Origin of the sequence: Streptomyces sp. CB02400 (assembly GCF_001905725.1) — a bacterium.
Taxonomy (GTDB): Bacteria; Actinomycetota; Actinomycetes; order Streptomycetales; family Streptomycetaceae; genus Streptomyces; species Streptomyces atrovirens.
This window is the reverse complement of the sequence record NZ_LIWB01000023.1, coordinates 79,599-99,012: the sequence shown is the minus strand read 5'-3', so window position 1 is coordinate 99,012 and position 19,414 is coordinate 79,599. Positions and strand designations below refer to the sequence as shown.

Below are 19,414 nucleotides of genomic sequence, written 5' to 3'. Positions count from 1 at the left end.
ATGAGCGCAGCACCCCGTTACATCCACCACGTCAACTTCCCCACCACCGACCCGGACCGCACCGCCGAGTGGTACTCCAAGGTCTTCGGCATGAAGCGGATCATGCCCAAGTCCAACACCCGTGTGGTGCTGATGACCCGCGGCAACTTCGACCTGCACTTCACCCCGGTCGAGGAGATGGAGCGCATGGCGCCCTACCACTTCGCCGTCGAGGTCGACGACTGGGACGAGTTCCTCGCCCACCTCAAGGAACTGGGCATCCGGCACACCCGGCCCATCCAGCGCCCCGAGAACCAGTCGAAGTTCTGCTACATCCACGACCCCGACCACACCATGATCGAGTTGGTCTACCACGCCAAGCGTCCCAACTAGGCTGCTGCTGACAGGAGTTCATTCATGCCTTTCGCCGACTCCGACGGCACCTCCCTCTACTACGAGCGCCACGGCAGTGGTCCGGCGATCCTGTTCGTGCATGGCAGCGGCGGTCACCACGCCGCGTGGTGGCAGCAGGTTGCCGCGCTGCGCGACGAGTTCACCGTCGTCACCATGGACCTGCGCGGCTTCGGCAAGTCCGACTCGTCCATGCCCGAGTTCGACGGCCAGGACTTCCCGGGCGACGTGGTCGCGGTCCTGGAGGCCGAGGGCCTCACCGACGTCATGCTGGTCGGACAGTCCATCGGCTCCGTCGCCGCCCTGCGTGCCGGCCTGATGCGCCCCGAGCGGGTCTCGTCGGTCGTCCTCGGCCACTCCCTCGGCGGCATCAGCCACCCCGAGCTGAAGGAACTGGCCGCCGCCGACCGTGCCGAGGCCGTCAAACTGCCCGTCATCGACCGCCTGCTCACCAAGCCGTTCCAACAGGAGCGGGCCGACCTCACCTTCCTGTTCCAGCAGATGGGCACGTTCAACGTGGCCAGGATGCAGGACCTGCGCAACCTCGACACCGACGGCCCCTCCCTGGAGGAGATCCAGGCCTCCGGCGTCAAGGTCGCCTTCCTGGCCGGCGAGAAGGACGCGGTGCTGAGCGTCAGGACCGTGACCCGTGCCCACGAACTGCTGCCCGGCTCGCACCTGGAGATCGTCCCCGGCGCCCCGCACTCCATGTACTGGGAGACACCCGCTCCTTACAACGCGGCCGTCGCCCGTCTGCGCCGCACGCTGACCACATCAGAGGAAGCCGCATGAGCAACATCACCCTCGACGCCGCCGAGGAGATCATCGCCGCCGCCCACAAGCGCGCCCAGGAGATCGGCAAGGCGGTGAGCGTCGCCGTCGTCGACGCCGGCGGCTTCGTCGTCGCCGTCCGGCGGCCGGACGGCGCCCGCCCCCTCACCCCCGACATCGCCCGCGCCAAGGCGTACACCGCGGCCGTGATGCAGCGTCCCGGCAAGATGCTGAAGAAGTGGCAGGAGAGCCAGCCCGTCTTCTTCTCCCAGCTCTCCCAGCTCCCCGGCGCCGCGATGCCCATCATGGCCACCGACGGCAGCGTCACCATCAAGAAGGACGGCGAGATCATCGGCGGCCTCGGCATCGCCGGCGGCACCGCCGACGAGGACCAGACCATTGCCGACGAGGTTCTCCAGTCCCTCGGATACGAACTGGAGTTCGCCGCCTGGGGCGTTGCGGGCAAGCCGGCCGACAGTACCGGAAAGGACGCGTGACCCATGGCGGACACGTTCAACTACCGCATCGACCACCACGGCAGCCTGGTCCGCCCCGCCGAACTCACCGCGGCCCGCGCGGCCGGCGATCCGGAGGCGCTGGAGGCCGCCGAGACAAAGGCGGTCGAGGAGGCGGTGGTGTTCCAGCGCAAGCTGCGCTCCACCGTCGTCACCGACGGCGATTTCCCCCACGAGGACTTCCGCGGCGCCGTCCTCGGCGCCGTCTCCGGTTTCCGCCGTACGGACGAGGTGGGACCGGACGGACTGGTCCGCTGGGTCGCCGAGTCCCTGCCCAAGGCCGACGGCCCCCTGCTCCCCGGTTACGGCACCCGGCTCACCGCCCTCACGGTGATCGCCCCGAAGGCCACGCTGCCGTCCCCGGCGTACCTCGCGGCGACGACGTACCAGGACGGCCTCGGCGTGGCCTCCGCCCGGGAGCTCGGAGAGGCGCTGGCGGAGATCGTCCGGGCCGAGATCGCGCTGCTGGTCTCCCAGGGAGTCCGCCTGGTCCAGCTGAACAACCCGTTCCTGCTGGACCAGGTCGCCGCCGACCCGGCCGCCCCCGGCGCGCTGTCCTTCGAGGACGCCCTCGCGGTGGACGCGCTGGCGGTACGGCTGGACGAGCGCCCCGAAGGCGTGCGGATCGGCGTGGCGCCCGGCTGGGCGGCGCCGGCCGCCGTGGACCGGTCCCGCGCCGAGCAGCTGTACACGGCCGTCCCGGCGGACCGCTGGGTACTGCCCTTCGACCAGGGCACCGAGGCCGAGGTGGATCTCGTACGGGCACTGCCCGAGGAGCGGGACTTCTGCCTCGGCGTGGTGGACGCCACCCGCCCCGAGCTGGAGGACGTCGACACGGTGATGTCCCGGATCGACCCGCTCGAGGCGTTCAAGGACCTGGAGGACGCCGCGGTCTCCGCGTCCCGCGGCTTCGCCGACGTCGCGGACCGGCCGCTGCTGAGCGCCGAGGACCAGCGCAGGAAGCTCGCCCTGGTGGAGATGGTCGCCCGCTACTGCTGGGGTAACGAGTTCTGAGACGGCCGCAGGGCCGGGAAGCGGGCGCTTCCCGGCCCTGCGGCCCTTCGCTCACAGCACTGTGGTCAGGGCACCTCTGCTCACAGCACTTCGGCGAAGGTCACCGACCGGTCCGTCAACAGCGGCCACACGGTCTCGATGATCTGCTCCTTGAAATGCGGCGCTGCCTTGTGCGCATCGAACCCGGCGACGTCGTCGTACCGTTCGTACAGCAGGAAGCCGCCGGGCTGTTCGGCCACGGCGTGCACCTCGTACAGCTGGTTCGCGGGTTCCGCGCGGGTCGCCTCCCGCGCCTTCAACAGCGCGGCACGCACCGCGGCCTCGTCGGCGGGCGCGCAGCGGTAGTGGGCGACGACTGCGTAGGCCATGTTCGGTCTCTCCTCGGCTCCCGGCGGCGTCCTGCACACCGTCCGGCCAGCCGATTCCAGCATGGATCACCCCCGGGACGACCTGCGCGCGATGCAACCAATGCCTGCCGCCGCGGGGCTGGTGGACCCGCCCCGACATGGTGTGTTGTCACATCCGGCCCTGTACGGCCGACCCGCTGGGACCGCGGTCACCCGCACCGCGGTCGACGAAGGAAGTGATCTGATGCGCACCTTGGAAACGCTCCTGGGCGGAGAGTGGGTGACGACCGGCGCGTGGATCGACGTCCACGACCCGGCCGACGTCCGCGCCCCCGTGGCCCGGATCCCGGCACTGTCCGCCAAGGACGTCGCCAGGGCCTACGACCAGGCCGAGCGGGGTTTCGCCGTCTGGAAGCGCACCAGCCCCTTCGAGCGGGCCCGCGTCCTCACCGACGCGGCCCGCCTGATCCGCGAGCGGCTCGACGACATCGCCGCCGACGTCACCGCCGAGAACGGCAAGACGCTGGCCGAGGCCCGCGGCGAGGCGGGCAAGGCCGCCGACTTCCTCGACTACTACGCCGGCCTCGCCCGCCAGGGCTACGGCACCCTCCTGCACGACGCCCGCCCCGACACCCGTACGCACACCCAGCGCGAGCCGATCGGCGTCATCCTGGTCATCAGCCCCTGGAACGACCCGCTGATCACCCCCGCCCGCAAGCTCGCCCCGCTGCTCGCGACCGGCAACGCGGCCGTGTTCAAGCCGGCCACGGACACCCCGATGTCCGGACTGCGCTTCGCGCGCGCCCTGCACGACGCGGGACTGCCCGCCGGCGTGCTGAACGTCGTCACCGGCCGCACCCGGGAGATCGAGGAGGCGCTTCTGGACGACCCGCGCATCGCCGGCATCACCTTCACCGGTTCCAACGAGGTCGGCAACTCCATCCGCCGCCGCCTCGGCGACCGCAACGTCCGCTTCCAGGGCGAGCTGGGCGGCAAGAACGCCTCCGTCGTCCTGAAGGACGCCGACCTGCCGTCCGCCGCGAAGGCCGTCGTCGCCGGCTCCTTCGGCCAGGCCGGCCAGCGCTGCACCGCCACCAGCCGGGTGATCGTCGAGCGTCCGGTGTACGAGGAGTTCACCCGGCTGCTGGTCGCCGAGGTCGAGAAGCTCAAGGTCGGCCCGGGCAGCGACCCGGCGACCACGATGTGCCCGCTGTCCAGCCCCAAGCAGCGCGACAGCGTCCTCGCCGACCTGCACAAGGCGGTCGAGGAGGGTGCGGCGGTCCTCACCGGCGGCGGCGCCGACACCGAGGGCGACCACGCGCACGGCTGCTACGTGCAGCCGACCGTGCTCGGCGACGTCACCCCCGAGATGGCCGTCTGGCGGGACGAGGTCTTCGGTCCGGTCCTCGCCGTCCGCGCCGTCGACGACTTCGCACAGGCCGTCCAGGCCGTCAACGACTCCGTGTACGGCCTGGCCGCGGCCGTCTTCACCCGCGACATCGGCGCCGCCCACCGCTTCGTCGACGAAGCCGAGTGCGGCCAGATCGCGGTCAACCACCCGACGCCCGGCTGGGACGTGCACCTGCCCTTCGGTGGCTTCCACGACTCCGGCACCGGCTACAAGGAGCAGGGCGAAGAGGTCCTGCGCTTCTCCACCCGCGTCAAGACGGTCGCCATTCACTTCGGCGCCTGACGGCGGGGGAGCGGCAGGAACAGAGAGGAGGATGCCAATGGCTGACGAGACGATCGGCATCGTCGGCGCCGGCATCGTGGGTCTGGCCACGGGCCGCGAGATCGCGCTCAGGCGCCCCGGCACCCGGGTCGTGGTGTTCGAGAAGGAGCGGCAGGTCTCGCTGCACCAGACCGGCCACAACTCGGGTGTCGTGCACGCGGGCATCTACTACACGCCGGGCAGCCTCAAGGCGAACCTGACCGTGCGCGGTGTGGCACTGCTGCGCGAGTACTGCCAGGACCGCGCGCTGCCCTACCGGGAGATCGGCAAGCTCGTGATGGCCGTCCGTCAGGACGAGCTGGGCCGCATGGAGAACCTCTACGAGCGGGCCAGGAACAACCACGTGCCCGACCTGAGGAAGGTCTCCAAGGACGAGATCAAGGACCTGGAGCCGAACGCCGGCGGTATCGCGGCCCTGCACTCCCCGCGCACCGCCATCACCGACTACCCGGCGATTGCCCGGGAGTTCGCCAAGGACATCACCGACGCGGGCGGCGAGGTCAAGCTCGGGTTCCCCGTCACCGGCATCACCAACGTGCCGGGCGGCATCGAGGTGGCCTCCGGACAACAGCGCCTGAAGGTGGACCGGCTGATCCTGTGCGCCGGCCTGCAGTCGGACTCGGTGGCCAGGCTCGCCCAGGACAAGCAGGAACCCAGGATCATCCCGTTCCGGGGCGAGTACATGCTGCTCAAGCCGGACCGCACCCATCTCGTCCGCGGCCTCATCTATCCCGTGCCGGACCCCCGTTACCCGTTCCTGGGGGTCCACTTCACCCCCCGGGTCGACGGAACGGTGGAGGTCGGCCCCAACGCCGTCCTGGCACTGGCCAGGGAGGGCTACAAGCTCACCAAGGTCTCCCCGAAGGACCTGCTCGGCCTCGCCGCCTACCCGGGCTCCTGGAGGATGGCGGCCCAGCACTGGCGCACCGGCATCAAGGAGTACCGCGGCTCGCTGTCCACCACAGCCTTCATGAAGGACGCGGGCCTGTACGTCCCCGGCGTCGGCGCGGGGGACGTGGTCCGCGGCGGAGCCGGCGTACGGGCCCAGGCCCTGGACCGGGACGGCACCCTGGTGGACGACTTCCGCATCCACCAGGTGGGCAGGATCACCGCCGTGCGCAACGCGCCCTCGCCGGCCGCCACCGCCTCGATGGCGATCGCCGAGCACATCGTCGGCGCCGTCTTCGACGAGGCCTGACGCACGCCGAGAACGCCCTGTTCACAGCGCACTTTCGCGCAACAACAGCTTGCATCCCAAGCTCTCGGCAAGGCCTCTTCACCCGCCTAGCGTTCATCTCGCACCACCCACCACCCCCTTCGAGAACGTTCGAGAAAGCGAGTTCGACATGTTCGTCGTCGACACCCAGATCCACATCTGGAAGGAAGAGACCCCGGACCGCCCCTGGGTCCCGGGCGCCCGTGAGCGCATCCGCCTCAACGGCCACCGCGAGGACCCCTTCTCCTACGAGGAGGCCCTGGAGCTGATGGACGAGGCCGGCGTCAACCGGGCGCTGATCCTCCCGCCGTCCTGGGAGGGCAACCGCATCGACTACGCCCTGGAGGCGTGCGAGGCCCACCCGGACCGCTTCGGCATCATGGCCCGTGTCCCGCAGGACAACGAGGCCGAGGGCACGGCCATGCTGAAGGACTTCGCGCAGAACCCGCACATCAAGGGCACGCGGCTGACCTTCCACCGCCCGCAGGACCGCAACTGGATGATCGACGGCACCAACGACTGGTACTGGCCGATCGCCGAGCAGCTCGGCATCCCCACCATGGTCCACGCCCCGATCTGGAAGCGCGAGCTGGGCGAGATCGCCGCCAGGCACCCCGAGCTGAAGATCATCATCGACCACATGGGCATCATGGCCCGCTGCGTCGACGACGCGATCGGCTACTGGGTCCAGGAGACCGCCGACCTGGCCGCCCACCCGAACATCTACGTGAAGGTCTCGGCGCTGCCCGGCTACTCCACGCAGCCCTTCCCCAACAACAACATCCAGAAGTACGTGCGCGAGATGGTCGACAGGATGGGGCCGCAGCGCTGCTTCTACGGCACCGACATCACCCGCCTGCTCGGCCACGGCATCACCTACACCGACACGATCGAGCAGTTCACCAAGCACTGGGACTTCACGCCCGAGGAGCTTGAATGGATCATGGGCCGCGGTATCTCCGAGGTCCTGAACTGGCCGGTCGAGGGCTGAGGAACCACACGAGATGACGGACAGCAGGAACAAGCCGGGCGCCGACGGCGGTGACGCCGTCGTCTCCGCCCTCAACGCCGTCGGCGCCGACTACCTCTTCTGCTCGTCGGGGTCCGAGTGGGCCCCGGTGTGGGAGTCCCTGGCCCGGCGTCACCGGGACGGTGAGCCGGCGCCGGAGTACCTGGACCTGACCCACGAGACGGTCGCGGTCGGCATGGCCACCGGCTACGGGCTGGTCAGGCGCCGCCCGCAGGGCGTGCTGCTGCACGCCGCCCCCGGGCTCCTCCAGGGTTCGATGGCCGTGCACGGCGCCCTCCTCGCCGGCGTGCCGATGCTGGTCGCCTCCTCGGAGTCGACCACGTACGGCGACGGCCCCGGCCAGGACCCGGGCGGCCAGTGGTACCGAAACCTGTCCATCGTGGGCGGCCCGCACCACGTGGCCCAGCCGTTCACCAAGTGGGCCAACGAGGCCGCCGACATCAGCACCCTGCCCACGATGATCACGCGGGCGGCGGAGCTCGCCTGGCGGGCCCCGGCCGGCCCCGCCTACCTGAACATCCCGCTGGAGATCCTCCTGGAGGAGTGGGACGGCCGCGAGGCCAAGCCCGTCGTCCCGCCGGGCTCCACACACTCCTCGCCCGAGGAGGTCGACCCGGTCGCACAGCTGATCCGCGAGGCGAAGAACCCGGTGATCGTCACCGAGACCGCCGGCCGTGAGGCGGGCGGTCTCGAGGCCCTGGTCGCCTTCGCCGAGGCGTGGCAGATCCCGGTCGTCGAGCCCGACTCGGCGGTCTGCGGAAACTTCCCGCGCACCCACCCACTGCACGCCGGCAGCGACATCGGACCGTGGATGGACGAGGCGGACCTGATCCTCCTGGTCAACTGCCGGGCCCCGTTCTACCCGCCGAGCCGCAAGCCGTCGAAGGCGCAGATCGTCGTCATCGACCAGGTTCCGCAGCGCCCGCACATCGTCTACCAGGTGCTCTTCGCGGACGTGTACCTGGAAGGCAACGTCGCCAACACCCTGCGCCAGCTGGCCAAGCGGGCGAAGGGCCTCGACGAGAGTTCCGTCGCCGCGCGCCGTTCGGCGCAGGAGGAACGCCACGCCGCCGAGCAGGCCTCCAGCGCCGCCGCCGAGGCCAGGGCGGCACAGTCCGAGGGCGTCGACCCGGTCCTGGTCGCCGCCACCCTGCGCAAGCTGCTCGCCGGCTCCGGAGCCGTCGTCGTCGACGAGACCATCACCCACAGCCGCGTCGTCAAGCGTCACTTGAAGACCGCCGCCCCCGACTCGTACTTCTACGTCCAGGGCGGACTCGGCCAGGGCATCGCCGTCGCGCTCGGCGTCAAACTGGCCGCGAAGGACCGCCCGGTGGTCCTCACCATCGGGGACGGCGCCTTCGCCTACAACCCGGTCATCCAGTCGTACGACGCGGCGAAGGCGTACGACCTGCCGGTGCTGATCGTGGTCTTCAACAACCGTGTCTACAAGTCGATGAACCTCAACCACCGCCGCTTCTACCCCGAGGGCGCGGCGGCCGAGACCGGGGAGTGGCTCGGCACCGACCTGCACCGCCTGCCCCGGCTCGCGGCCTTCGCCGAACCGTTCGGCATGCACACCGAGACCGTCGACACCACCGACGCCCTCGCGCCCGCCCTGGAGCGCGCGCTGAAGGCCGTGGCGGAGGGAACCACCGCCGTCGTCGACGTCCTCGTCACCCGCTGACCCAGGAGACCCGCACCATGACCGACACCGCCATCCCCAGGCCGGGGAAAGTCCGCGTCCCCGCCGACGAACTGCGCGCCTTCGCCGCCGCCCTCCTGGAGAAAGGGGGCTTGAGCCCCGAGCACGCCCGCACCACCGCCGACGTGTTCATCTGGGCGGCCCAGCGCGGCGTCGAATCCCACGGCGTCGCCCGCGTCCCCGCTTACCTGGACCTGCTAGCCAAGGGCGTCGCCAACGCCCGGGCCGACATCAAGGTCGAGTCGACCACCCCGGCCGCCGCCCTGATCGACGCCGACCGCGCCCCCGGCCCGGTCGCCCTCAGCGCCGCCGCCGATGAGGCGGTCGAGCGGGCCAGGACGTACGGCGTCGCCTCCGTCGGCGTACGCCGCACCGTCCACACAGGCGCCATCGGCTACTACGTCTCGAAGATCGCCGAACAGGGCCTGGTCGGCCTCGGCTTCGTCGCCGGCATGCCCAACATGGGCTACACCGGCGTCAGGGGCGCCGCCGTCGCCACCAGCCCCCTCGCCATCGCCGTACCGGCCGCCGGACACGCACCGCTGCTGCTCGACATGGCCACCGCCACCATCGCCCTCGGCAAGATCCGTCAGGCGAAGGCGAACGGCACCCCGCTGCCGGAGAACGCCGCCGCCGCCGAGGACGGCACCCCCACCACCGACCCAGAGAAGGCGGTCATGCCGCTGCCGCTGGGCGGCGCCAAGGGCTCCGGCATGTCCCTGGCCTTCGAACTGCTCACCAGCGTCCTGGTCGGCGCGCCGATCTTCTCGGCCTTCCACTCCGACGACCCGGCCGGCCGCAAGCACCGCCAGAACGCGCTGCTCATCGCCATCGATCCGGCGGCGTTCGGCGGCAGTGCGAAGGACTTCGCCGAAGCCGTCGGCACCACCCTGGGCACTCTGAAGGGGCTGCCCGTGGCTGACGGCGCCGACGGGGTGTACTACCCCGGTGAGCGCAGCGCGGCGACGGCGGCGGAGCGGGGCGAGAACGGGGTACCGGTGGCGCAGAAGGTCTGGCGCGACCTCACGGAGAGTGCCGGGAGGCTGGGCGTCACGCCGCCCGACGCCGTATAGGCCGGTGACGAGCGCCGCCGACGGGCCACGGGGGGACGGTCGGCGGTCTCCACGCCACTACTCGGCGACCTCATCGTCAGGATGTACCTCCTCGTTGTCCTGGCCCTTGTGGGACTCGGCTGACTGCATGCCGCGCTCGAGCCGACAGTCGGTGGCCCGATCGTCATCCGGGTCCTTACAAGTTCTGCGGACGGTTCATTCGTGTTGCCGCGTGGCTGCCGAGGTATCAGACCGCGGGCGGCATGGTGACCAGCGTGAAGAGTCCTTGCCGTTGGAAAACCCTCGCGGTCCTGACCGGCTCCACTCTTAAGTCCGCCAAGGACATCGACCAGCCGACGATCTTGGCCGTCTGAGCCAGCGGGCTTTTGGCTGCCCGATGCAAGCTAGGCCGGCATGCCTTACTGGTTCTGACAAAAGTTGTTGATCCTGTGACTTCAGGACGCTGGATCGTTGTTGTGGTCGTGGGGAAGAGACAGTCGCGGCCGTGGTTCATCTCGGATGAGCTGTGGTCGCTGATCGAGACATTGTTGCCCGAACCGAGGCCGAAGCAGGTCGAGGGTGCCGGACCGACAGGCGTTGTGCGGAACCCTGTTCGTGCTGCACACCGGCATCCAATGGGAGTACCTGCCCCAGGAACCGGGCTTTGGTTCCGACATGACCTGCTGGCGACGCCTGGCCGCCCGGAACGAGGCTGGTGTCTGGGACCAGCTGCATTCGCTTCTACCGAAGAAGCTGCGGTCGAAGAACCAGCTCGACTGGTCGCGGGCGGTGATCGACTCTCCCCCTGGCTTCGCCGGGGGCACCCCCACCCACGTCCGGGCCGCTCGCCGGGGCCCAAAAGCGGCCCCAGCCCGGTCGACCGTGCACGGCCGGGCAGCAAGCACCACGTCATCACCGACGGACAGGGCATCCCGCTCGCGGTGTCGCTGACCGGCGGGAACCGCGGGTGACGTCACCCAACTGCTGCTCCTGCTCGACAAGATCCCGGCAGTTGCCGGGGTGGTCGGCCGGCCCCGACTCCGCCCGGCCATGCTCTTCGCCGACCGCGGCTACGACCATGACAAGTACCGGCGGCTCCTCCGCGAGCGAGGCATACGCCCGGTGATCGCCGAACGCGGCCAACCCCACGCCGCCGGCCTGGGGATTTTCCGCTGGGTCGTCGAGCGGACGATCTCCTGGCTGCACGGTTTCCGTCGTCTGTGCATCCGCTGGGAACGACGCTACGACGTCCACGAAGCCTTCCTCGGATTCGCCGTCTGCCTGATCACCCACCGCCACGTCCAGAGGCTTTGTTGGGGCAGTCAAGCTCTCGTCCATGCTGTGCGGGGCAACAACATCGACAGTCGTCTCGAAGATGCCGGGTGGGCGTTCCTGGGCGCGGCATGGGATCGGCTTCTAAGAAGTAGTTGTCGAAGTCCTGCGGAGTCAGCGGGACACCGTCGCGCGGCGTCTCGTTGACCAGGCGCGAGACCAGATCGGTGCCGCTGCCGCGCCAGCTCCCGGGCCGCCGACCCGGTTGCGGGGGCGGCCCTTCGAGCTGTCAACCGTTAGTGCCTCGCGGCCGAGCGTGCCCTGATGGTGAGGGCGGCCAGGGCCATCATCAGGGCTCCGAAGAGCGCGGCGCAGGCGTACATCGTGAAGCCGATGTCGGCGTTGCCGGCCGCGATCAGCGCACCGCCGATCCAGGGGCCGAAGATGGCGCCGAAGCGGCCCATGCCGGAGACCCAGCCGAGGGCGGTGGGGCGGTCCTCGTCGTTGTGGTGGGTGCCGACCGTCGCGTAGACCATGGTCTGGCCGGAGAAGAGCAGCAGTCCGGCGAAGAAGACCACCGCGTAGAGGACACCGACCGACATCTGGACGCCCATGAGGTAGACGAAGACGGCGGTCAGGAGGAACCAGGCGATGACGACCTTGCGCGGGCCGACACGGTCGGCGGTGCGGCCGGCGATGAGCATGCCGCAGATGCCGCCGACGTTCAGGAACGTCGAGAAGAGCAGCGAGTCGCCGGTGTCGTAACCGAGGTCGACCATGATCTTCGGCAGCCACTGGCCGACTCCGTAGACCAGGAGCAGACCCGCGAAGGAGGTCAGCCAGAAGCACAGGGTGGTGGACCACTGGCCGTGCCGGAACAGGTTCTTCAGCGCGTCCAGCTTGTCCCCGCCGCCCGCCTTGGGCTCGGCCAGTTCGGTGCCGTAGGCGGCGGCGAGCAACTCGGCGTCGGCGCGGCGGCCGCGGGTGAGCAGGTTGGTGGGCGACTCGGGCAGCAGCTTGAAGGCGACCGGGAGCAGGATCAGGGCGGGCATGGCGGAGGCGATGAAGGCCCAGCGCCAGCCGTGGTCGTCGACCAGCCAGAGGGCGATCAGCGGGGCCAGGGCGCCGCCGGTCTGATGGGCGGTCATGATGATGCCGGTGGCGAGGGCGCGGCGGCCGCGCGAGGTGAACTCCATGCCGTACGAGATCGCGATCGGCAGCAGCGCGCCGAGGCCGAAGCCGCACACGAAACGGAAGAAGCCGAACTGGCCCGAGGACTGGGACCAGCCGGTGCCCAGCGTGGCGAGGGTGAAGATCACGACGCTGGCGAAGACGGTGACGCGACGGCCGATCCAGTTCGAGGCCGTGCCGGACACGATCGTGCCGAGCAGCATGCCGAAGTTGGTGTAACTGCCGATCGTGCCCGCGACGTCCGGGGTGAGGCCGAGGCTGTGGCCGCCGAGCATCTTCGGAAGCACGGAGCCGTAGATGAACGTGTCGATGCCGTCGAGGAGGACGAGTGCCCAGCACAGGGCGATGACGACGGTGCGGCTACGGCGGGCCGTCGTCCCGGTCGCCTGGGCGAGCGGGGAGGTGGCGGAGGAGGACAACGTTGTTTCCTCTCGTGCGGGACGTCAGGACGGAACCTTGGTCCCTGGCTGCAAGGGCGGTGGGGCCGGTGCGGCTCGCGCGGTCGGTGGGGAGGACGGACGGAGCATGCCCCTGAGCTGCGGACTCCGCGCGGGGAGCCTCGAGCTCGCTGTGGCGTAGACGTTAAGAAGCCGTAGGCGCTGCGTCAACACTTCTGTTAACAATTTCGGCAACGATTCGGCCCCGGGGCACGGCCGGCCGTGCCCCGGGGCCTGGAAGGACGGATCACATCAGGGCTGCACGGGCGGCGTGCCGTGCGTGTGGAAGGACTCGATGGTCTTCAGGCCCCATGCCTGGCCCTTCTTGCGCTCCTCCTCGGTCCAGGTGATGAGCGGCCAGTCGGGCGCCAGCACCAGGCGGGTGAGCGGGTTGCACAGCTCGATGCGGTTGCCGCCGGGTTCGTAGACGTAGAGGAAGAACGTCTGCTGGATGGCGTGCTTGTGCGGGCCCGTCTCGATGAACACGCCGGTGTCGATGGCGAGGTCGGCGGCCCGCAGGATGTCCTCGCGGGTGTCGGTGGCGAAGGCGATGTGGTGCAGCCGGCCCTCGCTGCCGGTCCAGTCGGACGTGTAGACGACGTCGTACGACTTGTTGGTGTACGTCAGCCAGCGTGCCGCGATCTTCCCGGAGTCCAGCCGGATCTGCTCGGTGGGGCGGGCGCCGAGGAGCTGTTCCTGCCACTCGGCGTTGGCGAGGACGTCGGCGGCGAGGAAGTTGATGTGGTCCAGGCGGCGGACGCCGACGCCGCGGTTGGGTTTCGCCTGTGGCTGGTTCTTGAGAGACGGTTTGAGCGCCTGGGGGGCCTGGTAGTGCTCGCTCTCCCAGTACAGGGCGTGTTCGTGGCCGTCGGGGTCGGTGGTGACGTAGAGCCGGCCGAGACCGGGCTCGTCCTCGGTCCACTTGCCCGTGCCGCCCGCCGCCTCGATGGCCTCCACCCGACGTCGGAGAGCCTCCTCGCTGGAGGTGCGCAGGGCGAGGCGGCCGAGGCCGGGCTGATAGCGGGCGGTGAGGACGAGGCTGTGGTGCTCGTAGTCGTCGAAGGTCCGAAGGTAGACGGTGTCGCCGTCCTGCCCGTTGACGGTCAGGCCCAGGAAGTCGGTGAAGAAGGCGACGGAGGCGTCCAGGCCCGGGGTGAACAGCTGGGTGTGGCCGATGTGGGCGATGTCGCCGAGAGGCGGGGTCACGAGCGACCTCCTGTGGGTGGTACGGGGAAGACGGTGCCGTCGAAGATCTTGCGGGCGGTGCGGACGACGGCGGTGCGACGGGCTCTGAGGCCGCCCTGGGGGGCGCGATCGATGCTGCTTTCGATGTCTGTGAATCCGCTGGGATGCTCGATGCGGAGCCGGTCGCCCTCTTCGGGGAGGGCCGCGATGCCGTGCGCGACGCTTCCCTCGATCCGCAGCCCGGCCGCCACGCTCGCGGCGCCGAGGACGCCGATGGAGGTGTGGACGCGGGCCGGGATGAAGGTGCGGGTGGTGACGGCGCCGCCGTGGCGGGGCGGCGAGAGCAGGGTGAGCTTGGGGACGGTGGCTTCGGTGACGTCGCCGAGTCCCATCAGCTGTCCCGCTGCCAGCCGGATTTCGTGGAGCCGGACGGTCAGTTCCCGGTTGCTCTCCAGGTCCTTGGGATCCTCCTGACCGGTGACCTCGAGAGCTTCGGCCGGGATCAGGACGGTCGGCATGCCGTTGTCGACACACGTGACCTCGATGCCGCAGACCGTGTCGCGCACGTCCCCCGTGGGCAGCAACTGCCCGTTCTTCGGGGGGAATTCGATGACAAAGGCGGCTGCGCTCCCGGGGACCCCGGAGATTTCCGTGTCGCCGCTGTAGCCGACGCGGCCGTCAGGGGTCGGGAACGTCGCCGTGGCGAAGTCACCGGAGTTCACCATGCGGATGCGCACGGACGTCTCGCTGCTGCCTGCTCGTACGAGTCCGCGCTCGACAGCGAACGGGCCGACCCCGGCGAGCAGGTTGCCGCAGTTCTGGCGGTCCGAGACCACTGCTTCGTCCACGGCGACTTGGAGAAAGAGGTAATCGACGTCGGCCTCGGGGTCGGCCGACGGGGACACCACGGCAACCTTGCTCGTGAGGGGGTGGGCGCCGCCGAGACCGTCGATCTGGCGCGGGTCAGGGCTGCCCATGACCCGCAGCAACAGCTCGTCGCGGACCGTCTCTTCGGTGGGCAGGTCGTCGGCCAGAAAGTAGGCGCCCTTGGAGGTGCCGCCGCGCATCAGCATGCAGCGCACCTCCGCGGGGCCGCTCACGACTCGACCTCCTCGTACGTGTGGTAGGTCACCCCGAGCCGTGCGAGCGTCTCCCGCAGCCCGTAGCGGTCCAGGCCCAGTTGCCCCTCCAGGAAGGCGGCGCGGGCCGCGGCCTCCTTCTTCTCGCGGGCCTCGGACGCCTCGGCGGTGTCGTGGGCGCGCTCGCGCGGGACGACCACCACGCCGTCGTCGTCGGCGACGATCACGTCACCGGGGTGGATCACCTGGCCGCCGATCACGATCGGTACGTTCACGCTGCCGCCGGTCGCCTTGACGGTGCCCTGCGGGCTGACGGCGGCGGACCAGGCGGGGAAGCCCATCGCGCGCAGTTCGGCGGTGTCGCGGATACCGGTGTTCAGGACGACGCCACGCACCCCGCGATGGGCGAGGGCGGTGGCGAACAGCTCGCCGAACAGGCCGTCCGTGCACGGCGAGGTGGTGGTGACGACGAGGATGTCGCCCTCGCCGCACTGCTCGACCGCCGCGTGGATCATGAGATTGTCGCCGGGCCAGCACAGCACCGTGACAGCGGTGCCGGCGACGCGGACGCCTTGCTGGATCGGGCGCAAATGCGTGCCGAGGAAGCCGGTGCGGCCCATGGCCTCGCCGACGGTGGCTGTCCCGTAGCCGGCGAGCGCTTCGACGTCCTTCGGGGCGGCCTTGAGCGGGTTGGTGACGATCATGCCGGGCATCAGGCGAGCTCCTTCGCGATCTGCGGGTAGGGCCGCATGTACGCCTCGGCCATGGTCTTGTGGGCGAGGCCTAGGTTGGGCCCGGCGTTCCGCTTGAGCTGGACGCCGCGGCGGACGGCGAGGTCGGTGTAGTAGTCCCACAGGTGCTGCTGGGCGCCGAGGCACTCCATGGCCTTGCGCTTGGTGTCCCACACCTCGGTGATGTCGAGGAGGACCTCGGGCTTGAAGCCGCTCATCTCGGGCTGGTGCGGTTCGAAGTAGAAGACGGGCGGGGCGCCGATGATGCCGCCCTCGCCGGGGTAGCCGATGGCCTGGGCGAGGACGCGGGCCTCCAGTGCCATGCGGTTGGCGGCCGGGTGGTCGCCGTTGTACGGGTCCTCGACCGGGTGTGTGAGCACGACGTCCGGCTGCGTCTCCCGGTAGACGGCGACGAGCTGGTCGGTCAGCTCGGCGGTGGCGACCAGCGGGTAGTCTCCGGCGTCGAAGAAACGGACCTCGGCGCCGAGCGTCGCGGCGGCGCGCTCGGCCTCCTCACGACGGATCGCCTTGATCTCGTCGAGCTTCTTCCCCTCCCGCCACGCCTTCGCCGACTCGCCGCGCTCGCCGAAGGTGAGGCACGCGATGGTGACCTTCTCGCCCCGGGAGGCGGCCAGGGCGATGGCTCCACCCGCCCGCCACACGAAGTCACCGGCGTGCGCGGTGACGACGAGAGTCGATCGGGGCGGAGTGGCGGCGGGTGCGCCGTTGCCGTGGGTCATGCTGAATCTCCTTGGTGACAGTGCCGCCCCCCAGGAGCGCGTCTCAGTCGGCGCGCAGGGCGTCGATCACGCTGCTGAGGTGGGCGCGAACGGCCGTCTCGGCCGCTTGCGGATCCCTGGCCCTGATCGCTTCGATCAGGGCCAGGTGCTCACTCAGGGACTGCTGCGGACGTCCCGGCCGCAGCGCCAACTGAAATCGGTGGCGCACCAGTTGGGCGTTGAGCCGCTCCAGGAGGCCGACGGCCGTGCGCTGGCCGGAGGCGTCCCGGATCAGGCCGTGGAGATCATGGTTGAGCTCGGAGTAGGTGACTGGATCGCCGTCGGCGACCGCCTTGGACATGGCCTTGCCCAGGCCGGTCAACTCGTCGAGCTGCGCGTCGGTGGCCTTGGTCGCCGCCTTGGCCGCGCACAGCCCTTCGAGTGCCATCCGGCACTCCGTGATCTCCACGGCCTCCTCGACCGTCACCACCCGCACTCGCGAACCACGGTTGCGGATCCGCTCGACCAGTCCTTCGGAGGTCAGGTCCAGCAGTGCGGCACGCATGCTGGCACGCGTGACGCCGTAGCTCTCGGCGAGCTCGTTCTCCACCAGCCGCTGGGCCGGCGCCATCTCGCCCTGCAGGATCGCCTTCCTGAGTCGCTCCAGCGCGTACTGCTTGGCCTGCTCTCCGGAGCCTGGACGGGCTTCCTTCGGCATCTGCCCTCCCTGAGTGAGTGCCTGTCGACGCTAAATCTAGCGAACAGAATTGTCAACGATTCTGTTCTCACTTTTGGGGATGGGGTGAGCCACGGCGGGCGCGGCAGGCGGCGCCCGATTGCCCTCATCGAGGGTCGGGTCGCCGGCGGGGAGGGCGGAGTGACCGTTGCCACCGCCGGCTCGCTGCCCTGCGGTGATCGCACGTCGGTAGTGGCGCAAATGCCGCAGCGTGTTCAGGCCGTCCACGGCGGTCAGCTCCGGCAAGGAACGGCGGAACGCGCGTGCGGTGTGGCGGTGCTAGCTCTTGTGGCCCGTCACCTTGGCGACCCACTTGACGAAGTCGCCCGGGTCCTCGTTGGTGGCGTGGCCCTTGTCCCAGTAGTACGCGTGGTCGACGTCGTCACCGAGGTTGTCCACGGCCATGGCGAGGTTCGCGGCGACCGTCAGTGCGGTGTCGGTGTCGGACGTGCCGAGCCGGATCCACCAGTGCCTGGAACGGTGCGGGTTGCGCTCTTCGAGGATGTGGAACATAGGGTTCATCAGCTTCAGCTTCAGCTTCTCGGGGATGTCGCTGTCGACCCGATTGCTGCTGAGCCCGGTGGTGTCGTTCTTCGCGCTGTATGCGGTGAAGTGACGGGCCTTGGTGGCGCCCTTGCCCAACTCGTTGTTCTCGCCGGCGGACAGGTCGAACGCGTCGAACGTCGGCTGGGTCCTCTTGCGCTGCGCCACGTGCGCGAGGTGGCCCTCCCACGTGAAGGCGGCCTGGTTGTTCTTCCACGTGATGAACGTGTTCTTGGCCAGGTATGTCTCGCGCTCGGAAGCCGACAGGGCCGCGAGGTACTTCGTCGCCGACGGCTGGAGGTGGTCGGCGTAGTTGCGGGCGGTGATCTTGCCGAAGCGCGAGCCCTTGAGGCCGCGTAGGTTCAGGCCGACCTGATACTCGGCGAACTGCGACTGGAGCTCCTTCGACATGTTCTCATCGACGGTCTTGCCGGTGGTCCGCGTGGGCAGGGTGCCCCAGTTCCACTCGGCAGGCGCCGTCGGCATGCTCCAGGTCCGTGATCGGGCACCGGGCGCCGGTCGCGAAGATCGCGTCGGAGGCGTCGGCCGCACCGGCCTCCCTGAGGTATGGCTCGTAGATCTTGCTGTCGCCGGAGGCACCGAGCAGGGCCGAGGAGGCGCCGCCCGCGCTGGTGCCGGCGGACACGATCCGCTCGACGTTGCCCGGGATGCGCCACCTGTTGGTGCGGATGTAACGCACGGCGGCCTTCAGGTCCACGATCACCGTGGGGGCGGTGCCGTAGCAGGTGCCGGAGGAGTCGGTCAGGCTGCGTCCGCGGGTGCCGGGCTCCACCACGACGTAACCGGCGACCAGGGCCAGCTTCGCGAGATTCGCCATGCCGCTGCTGCGGGCCGCCACCACCCGCGGCCTCGCCGACCCGGAGCGGACCGGCCTCCTCCTGGACGGTTGGTCCCGGTTCGCCGTACGCCACCTCCTCGACGACTCCGACGCCCCGCGCCGCGGATCTCAGACCTGGCACCTCAAATCGCGGCTGTACGACATGCCCTGGCTGGCCCGCTTCTTCCTCGACCGGCACCGGGCACACGACCGGAGGAGGACCTGGAGCGCGCCGCCCGCATCATCGAGCGCCGCTTCGACCTGGGCGGCGCCACCCACCTGTCCATCGACGACTCCCCGACCACGACGGCCGTCTGCGACGCCCTCGACACCGTCGGCCAGACCGCCCGCGCCGGAAGGCTGCGCGACCTGCTGGTCGACAGCGCCCGCCGGTTCGCGCGCCTGGGCCGGCACCTGCCCGCCCACGAGGTCAGCTACGAGCAGGCGATCGTTGCTCCGCTGTTGGACCTCCTCGGCGACGCGTACGCTCTGACCGGCGACGCCGTCTTCCACGACGCGATCGAGGAGCGGCTGCCGTGACTGCTGGCCTTCGGCGGGCCCCAGCCGCACGCACGGCTGCACGGCATTGCCATCCGGCACTGGGACGGCTACTGGTTCGGCGAGAACCGACTCTGGGGCGACGTCTTTCCCCGCTACTGGAGCACCCTGGCTGCCACGACCCTGCTGCGCCTCCCGGCCACCCTGCGCACCCCCGACACCGACCGCCCCGCCGAGACGATCTTCCGCGCCGACCTGGCCAACTACCACGAGGACGGCTCGGCCACCTGCGCCTTCGTCATGTCCTCCATCGTGAACGGACGCCCCGCGCACACCGCCGACCCCCTCGCCAACGAGCAGGACTGGCGCCTGGTCCTGTGGCTGCGCCACGACGACGCCCAATAATGTCCGCGATA

The 19,414-nt window shown here is 70.0% G+C and carries 19 protein-coding genes and 1 pseudogene; 11 read left to right on the top strand and 9 right to left on the bottom strand.

The window, feature by feature from the left end:
- Genes AMK33_RS36110 through AMK33_RS36095 form a run of 4 tightly spaced genes read left to right on the top strand, consistent with a single transcriptional unit; the run spans position 1 to position 2,690 of the window.
- A complete protein-coding gene (locus AMK33_RS36110) occupies positions 1-372 on the top strand; it encodes a VOC family protein (protein ID WP_073937252.1) in 372 nt (123 codons plus the stop codon).
- Between the two features lie 24 nt (positions 373-396).
- The gene (locus AMK33_RS36105) at positions 397-1,182 is read left to right on the top strand and encodes an alpha/beta fold hydrolase (RefSeq protein WP_073937251.1); all 786 of its coding nucleotides are present in this window, start codon (positions 397-399) and stop codon (positions 1,180-1,182) included.
- Positions 1,179-1,658, top strand: coding sequence for a GlcG/HbpS family heme-binding protein (locus AMK33_RS36100; RefSeq protein WP_073937250.1), 480 nt, complete (start codon positions 1,179-1,181; stop codon positions 1,656-1,658). The genes AMK33_RS36105 and AMK33_RS36100 overlap by 4 nt, the downstream gene beginning before the upstream one ends.
- A gap of 3 nt (positions 1,659-1,661) precedes the next feature.
- Positions 1,662-2,690, top strand: a complete 1,029-nt coding sequence (locus AMK33_RS36095) for a methionine synthase II (cobalamin-independent)-like protein (RefSeq protein ID WP_073937249.1) — start codon at positions 1,662-1,664, stop codon at positions 2,688-2,690.
- Positions 2,691-2,770: 80 nt separating this feature from the next.
- Here the strand turns inward: AMK33_RS36095 and AMK33_RS36090 are convergent, their stop codons facing one another.
- Entirely contained in the window at positions 2,771-3,058 is a 288-nt protein-coding gene (locus tag AMK33_RS36090; protein WP_073937248.1) for a putative quinol monooxygenase, read from the bottom strand.
- Between the two features lie 223 nt (positions 3,059-3,281).
- Between AMK33_RS36090 and AMK33_RS36085 the strand changes: the two genes are divergently transcribed.
- From AMK33_RS36085 to AMK33_RS40880, 6 genes and pseudogenes are all read left to right on the top strand, one after another.
- Entirely contained in the window at positions 3,282-4,730 is a 1,449-nt protein-coding gene (locus AMK33_RS36085) for an aldehyde dehydrogenase family protein (RefSeq protein WP_073937247.1), read from the top strand.
- A 37-nt stretch (positions 4,731-4,767) separates the two neighbouring features.
- The gene (gene lhgO, locus AMK33_RS36080) at positions 4,768-5,967 is read left to right on the top strand and encodes an L-2-hydroxyglutarate oxidase (RefSeq protein WP_073937246.1); all 1,200 of its coding nucleotides are present in this window, start codon (positions 4,768-4,770) and stop codon (positions 5,965-5,967) included.
- Between the two features lie 148 nt (positions 5,968-6,115).
- Positions 6,116-6,976 (top strand): amidohydrolase family protein, encoded by an 861-nt coding sequence (locus tag AMK33_RS36075; RefSeq protein WP_073937245.1) that lies wholly within the window; start codon positions 6,116-6,118, stop codon positions 6,974-6,976.
- Between the two features lie 13 nt (positions 6,977-6,989).
- Complete coding sequence (locus AMK33_RS36070; protein ID WP_073937244.1) at positions 6,990-8,699, top strand: thiamine pyrophosphate-dependent enzyme; 1,710 nt, start codon at positions 6,990-6,992, stop codon at positions 8,697-8,699.
- 17 nt (positions 8,700-8,716) lie between these two features.
- Positions 8,717-9,790 carry an Ldh family oxidoreductase gene (locus tag AMK33_RS36065; RefSeq protein WP_073937243.1) on the top strand — a complete coding sequence of 358 codons (1,074 nt, stop codon included), beginning with the start codon at positions 8,717-8,719 and terminating at the stop codon, positions 9,788-9,790.
- Positions 9,791-10,281: 491 nt separating this feature from the next.
- Positions 10,282-11,083: pseudogene (locus AMK33_RS40880) on the top strand (IS5 family transposase); the annotation flags it as partial.
- 254 nt (positions 11,084-11,337) lie between these two features.
- Here AMK33_RS40880 and AMK33_RS36050 read toward each other — a convergent pair.
- The 8 genes from AMK33_RS36050 to AMK33_RS45005 all read right to left on the bottom strand — a co-directional run bounded on the left by AMK33_RS36050 (position 11,338) and on the right by AMK33_RS45005 (position 18,500).
- Positions 11,338-12,651 (bottom strand): MFS transporter, encoded by a 1,314-nt coding sequence (locus AMK33_RS36050; RefSeq protein WP_073937242.1) that lies wholly within the window; start codon positions 12,649-12,651, stop codon positions 11,338-11,340.
- Between the two features lie 270 nt (positions 12,652-12,921).
- Entirely contained in the window at positions 12,922-13,875 is a 954-nt protein-coding gene (locus AMK33_RS36045; protein WP_073937241.1) for a VOC family protein, read from the bottom strand.
- The gene (locus AMK33_RS36040) at positions 13,872-14,954 is read right to left on the bottom strand and encodes a 4-oxalomesaconate tautomerase (protein ID WP_073937240.1); all 1,083 of its coding nucleotides are present in this window, start codon (positions 14,952-14,954) and stop codon (positions 13,872-13,874) included. Before AMK33_RS36040 ends, AMK33_RS36045 begins: the two co-directional genes overlap by 4 nt.
- A complete protein-coding gene (locus AMK33_RS36035; RefSeq protein ID WP_073937239.1) occupies positions 14,951-15,646 on the bottom strand; it encodes a 4-carboxy-4-hydroxy-2-oxoadipate aldolase/oxaloacetate decarboxylase in 696 nt (231 codons plus the stop codon). The genes AMK33_RS36040 and AMK33_RS36035 overlap by 4 nt, the downstream gene beginning before the upstream one ends.
- On the bottom strand, positions 15,646-16,404 hold the full coding sequence (locus AMK33_RS36030; RefSeq protein ID WP_073937238.1) for a PIG-L deacetylase family protein: 759 nt from the start codon (positions 16,402-16,404) through the stop codon (positions 15,646-15,648). Before AMK33_RS36030 ends, AMK33_RS36035 begins: the two co-directional genes overlap by 1 nt.
- Before the next feature lie 43 nt (positions 16,405-16,447).
- Positions 16,448-17,101 carry a GntR family transcriptional regulator gene (locus tag AMK33_RS36025; protein WP_073937237.1) on the bottom strand — a complete coding sequence of 218 codons (654 nt, stop codon included), beginning with the start codon at positions 17,099-17,101 and terminating at the stop codon, positions 16,448-16,450.
- A gap of 297 nt (positions 17,102-17,398) precedes the next feature.
- A complete protein-coding gene (locus AMK33_RS36020; protein ID WP_073937236.1) occupies positions 17,399-18,148 on the bottom strand; it encodes a hypothetical protein in 750 nt (249 codons plus the stop codon).
- On the bottom strand, positions 18,078-18,500 hold the full coding sequence (locus AMK33_RS45005) for a hypothetical protein (RefSeq protein WP_327380416.1): 423 nt from the start codon (positions 18,498-18,500) through the stop codon (positions 18,078-18,080). The genes AMK33_RS36020 and AMK33_RS45005 overlap by 71 nt, the downstream gene beginning before the upstream one ends.
- Positions 18,501-18,569: 69 nt before the next feature.
- On the opposite strand from AMK33_RS45005, the gene AMK33_RS36010 reads away from it, so the two are divergent.
- On the top strand, positions 18,570-19,040 hold the full coding sequence (locus tag AMK33_RS36010; RefSeq protein WP_073937234.1) for a hypothetical protein: 471 nt from the start codon (positions 18,570-18,572) through the stop codon (positions 19,038-19,040).
- Positions 19,041-19,414: the final 374 nt, after the last annotated feature.

Bases quoted from the DNA above. Each gene is read 5' to 3' on its own strand.
- AMK33_RS36110 (WP_073937252.1), top strand. From the start codon at position 1: ATGAGCGCAGCACCCCGTTACATCCACCACGTCAACTTCCCCACCACC.
- AMK33_RS36105 (WP_073937251.1), top strand. From the start codon at position 397: ATGCCTTTCGCCGACTCCGACGGCACCTCCCTCTACTACGAGCGCCAC.
- AMK33_RS36100 (WP_073937250.1), top strand. From the start codon at position 1,179: ATGAGCAACATCACCCTCGACGCCGCCGAGGAGATCATCGCCGCCGCC.
- AMK33_RS36095 (WP_073937249.1), top strand. From the start codon at position 1,662: ATGGCGGACACGTTCAACTACCGCATCGACCACCACGGCAGCCTGGTC.
- AMK33_RS36090 (WP_073937248.1), bottom strand. From the start codon at position 3,058: ATGGCCTACGCAGTCGTCGCCCACTACCGCTGCGCGCCCGCCGACGAG.
- AMK33_RS36085 (WP_073937247.1), top strand. From the start codon at position 3,282: ATGCGCACCTTGGAAACGCTCCTGGGCGGAGAGTGGGTGACGACCGGC.
- lhgO (WP_073937246.1), top strand. From the start codon at position 4,768: ATGGCTGACGAGACGATCGGCATCGTCGGCGCCGGCATCGTGGGTCTG.
- AMK33_RS36075 (WP_073937245.1), top strand. From the start codon at position 6,116: ATGTTCGTCGTCGACACCCAGATCCACATCTGGAAGGAAGAGACCCCG.
- AMK33_RS36070 (WP_073937244.1), top strand. From the start codon at position 6,990: ATGACGGACAGCAGGAACAAGCCGGGCGCCGACGGCGGTGACGCCGTC.
- AMK33_RS36065 (WP_073937243.1), top strand. From the start codon at position 8,717: ATGACCGACACCGCCATCCCCAGGCCGGGGAAAGTCCGCGTCCCCGCC.
- AMK33_RS36035 (WP_073937239.1), bottom strand. From the start codon at position 15,646: ATGCCCGGCATGATCGTCACCAACCCGCTCAAGGCCGCCCCGAAGGAC.
- AMK33_RS36030 (WP_073937238.1), bottom strand. From the start codon at position 16,404: ATGACCCACGGCAACGGCGCACCCGCCGCCACTCCGCCCCGATCGACT.
- AMK33_RS36025 (WP_073937237.1), bottom strand. From the start codon at position 17,101: ATGCCGAAGGAAGCCCGTCCAGGCTCCGGAGAGCAGGCCAAGCAGTAC.
- AMK33_RS36020 (WP_073937236.1), bottom strand. From the start codon at position 18,148: ATGCCGACGGCGCCTGCCGAGTGGAACTGGGGCACCCTGCCCACGCGG.
- AMK33_RS45005 (WP_327380416.1), bottom strand. From the start codon at position 18,500: ATGGCGAATCTCGCGAAGCTGGCCCTGGTCGCCGGTTACGTCGTGGTG.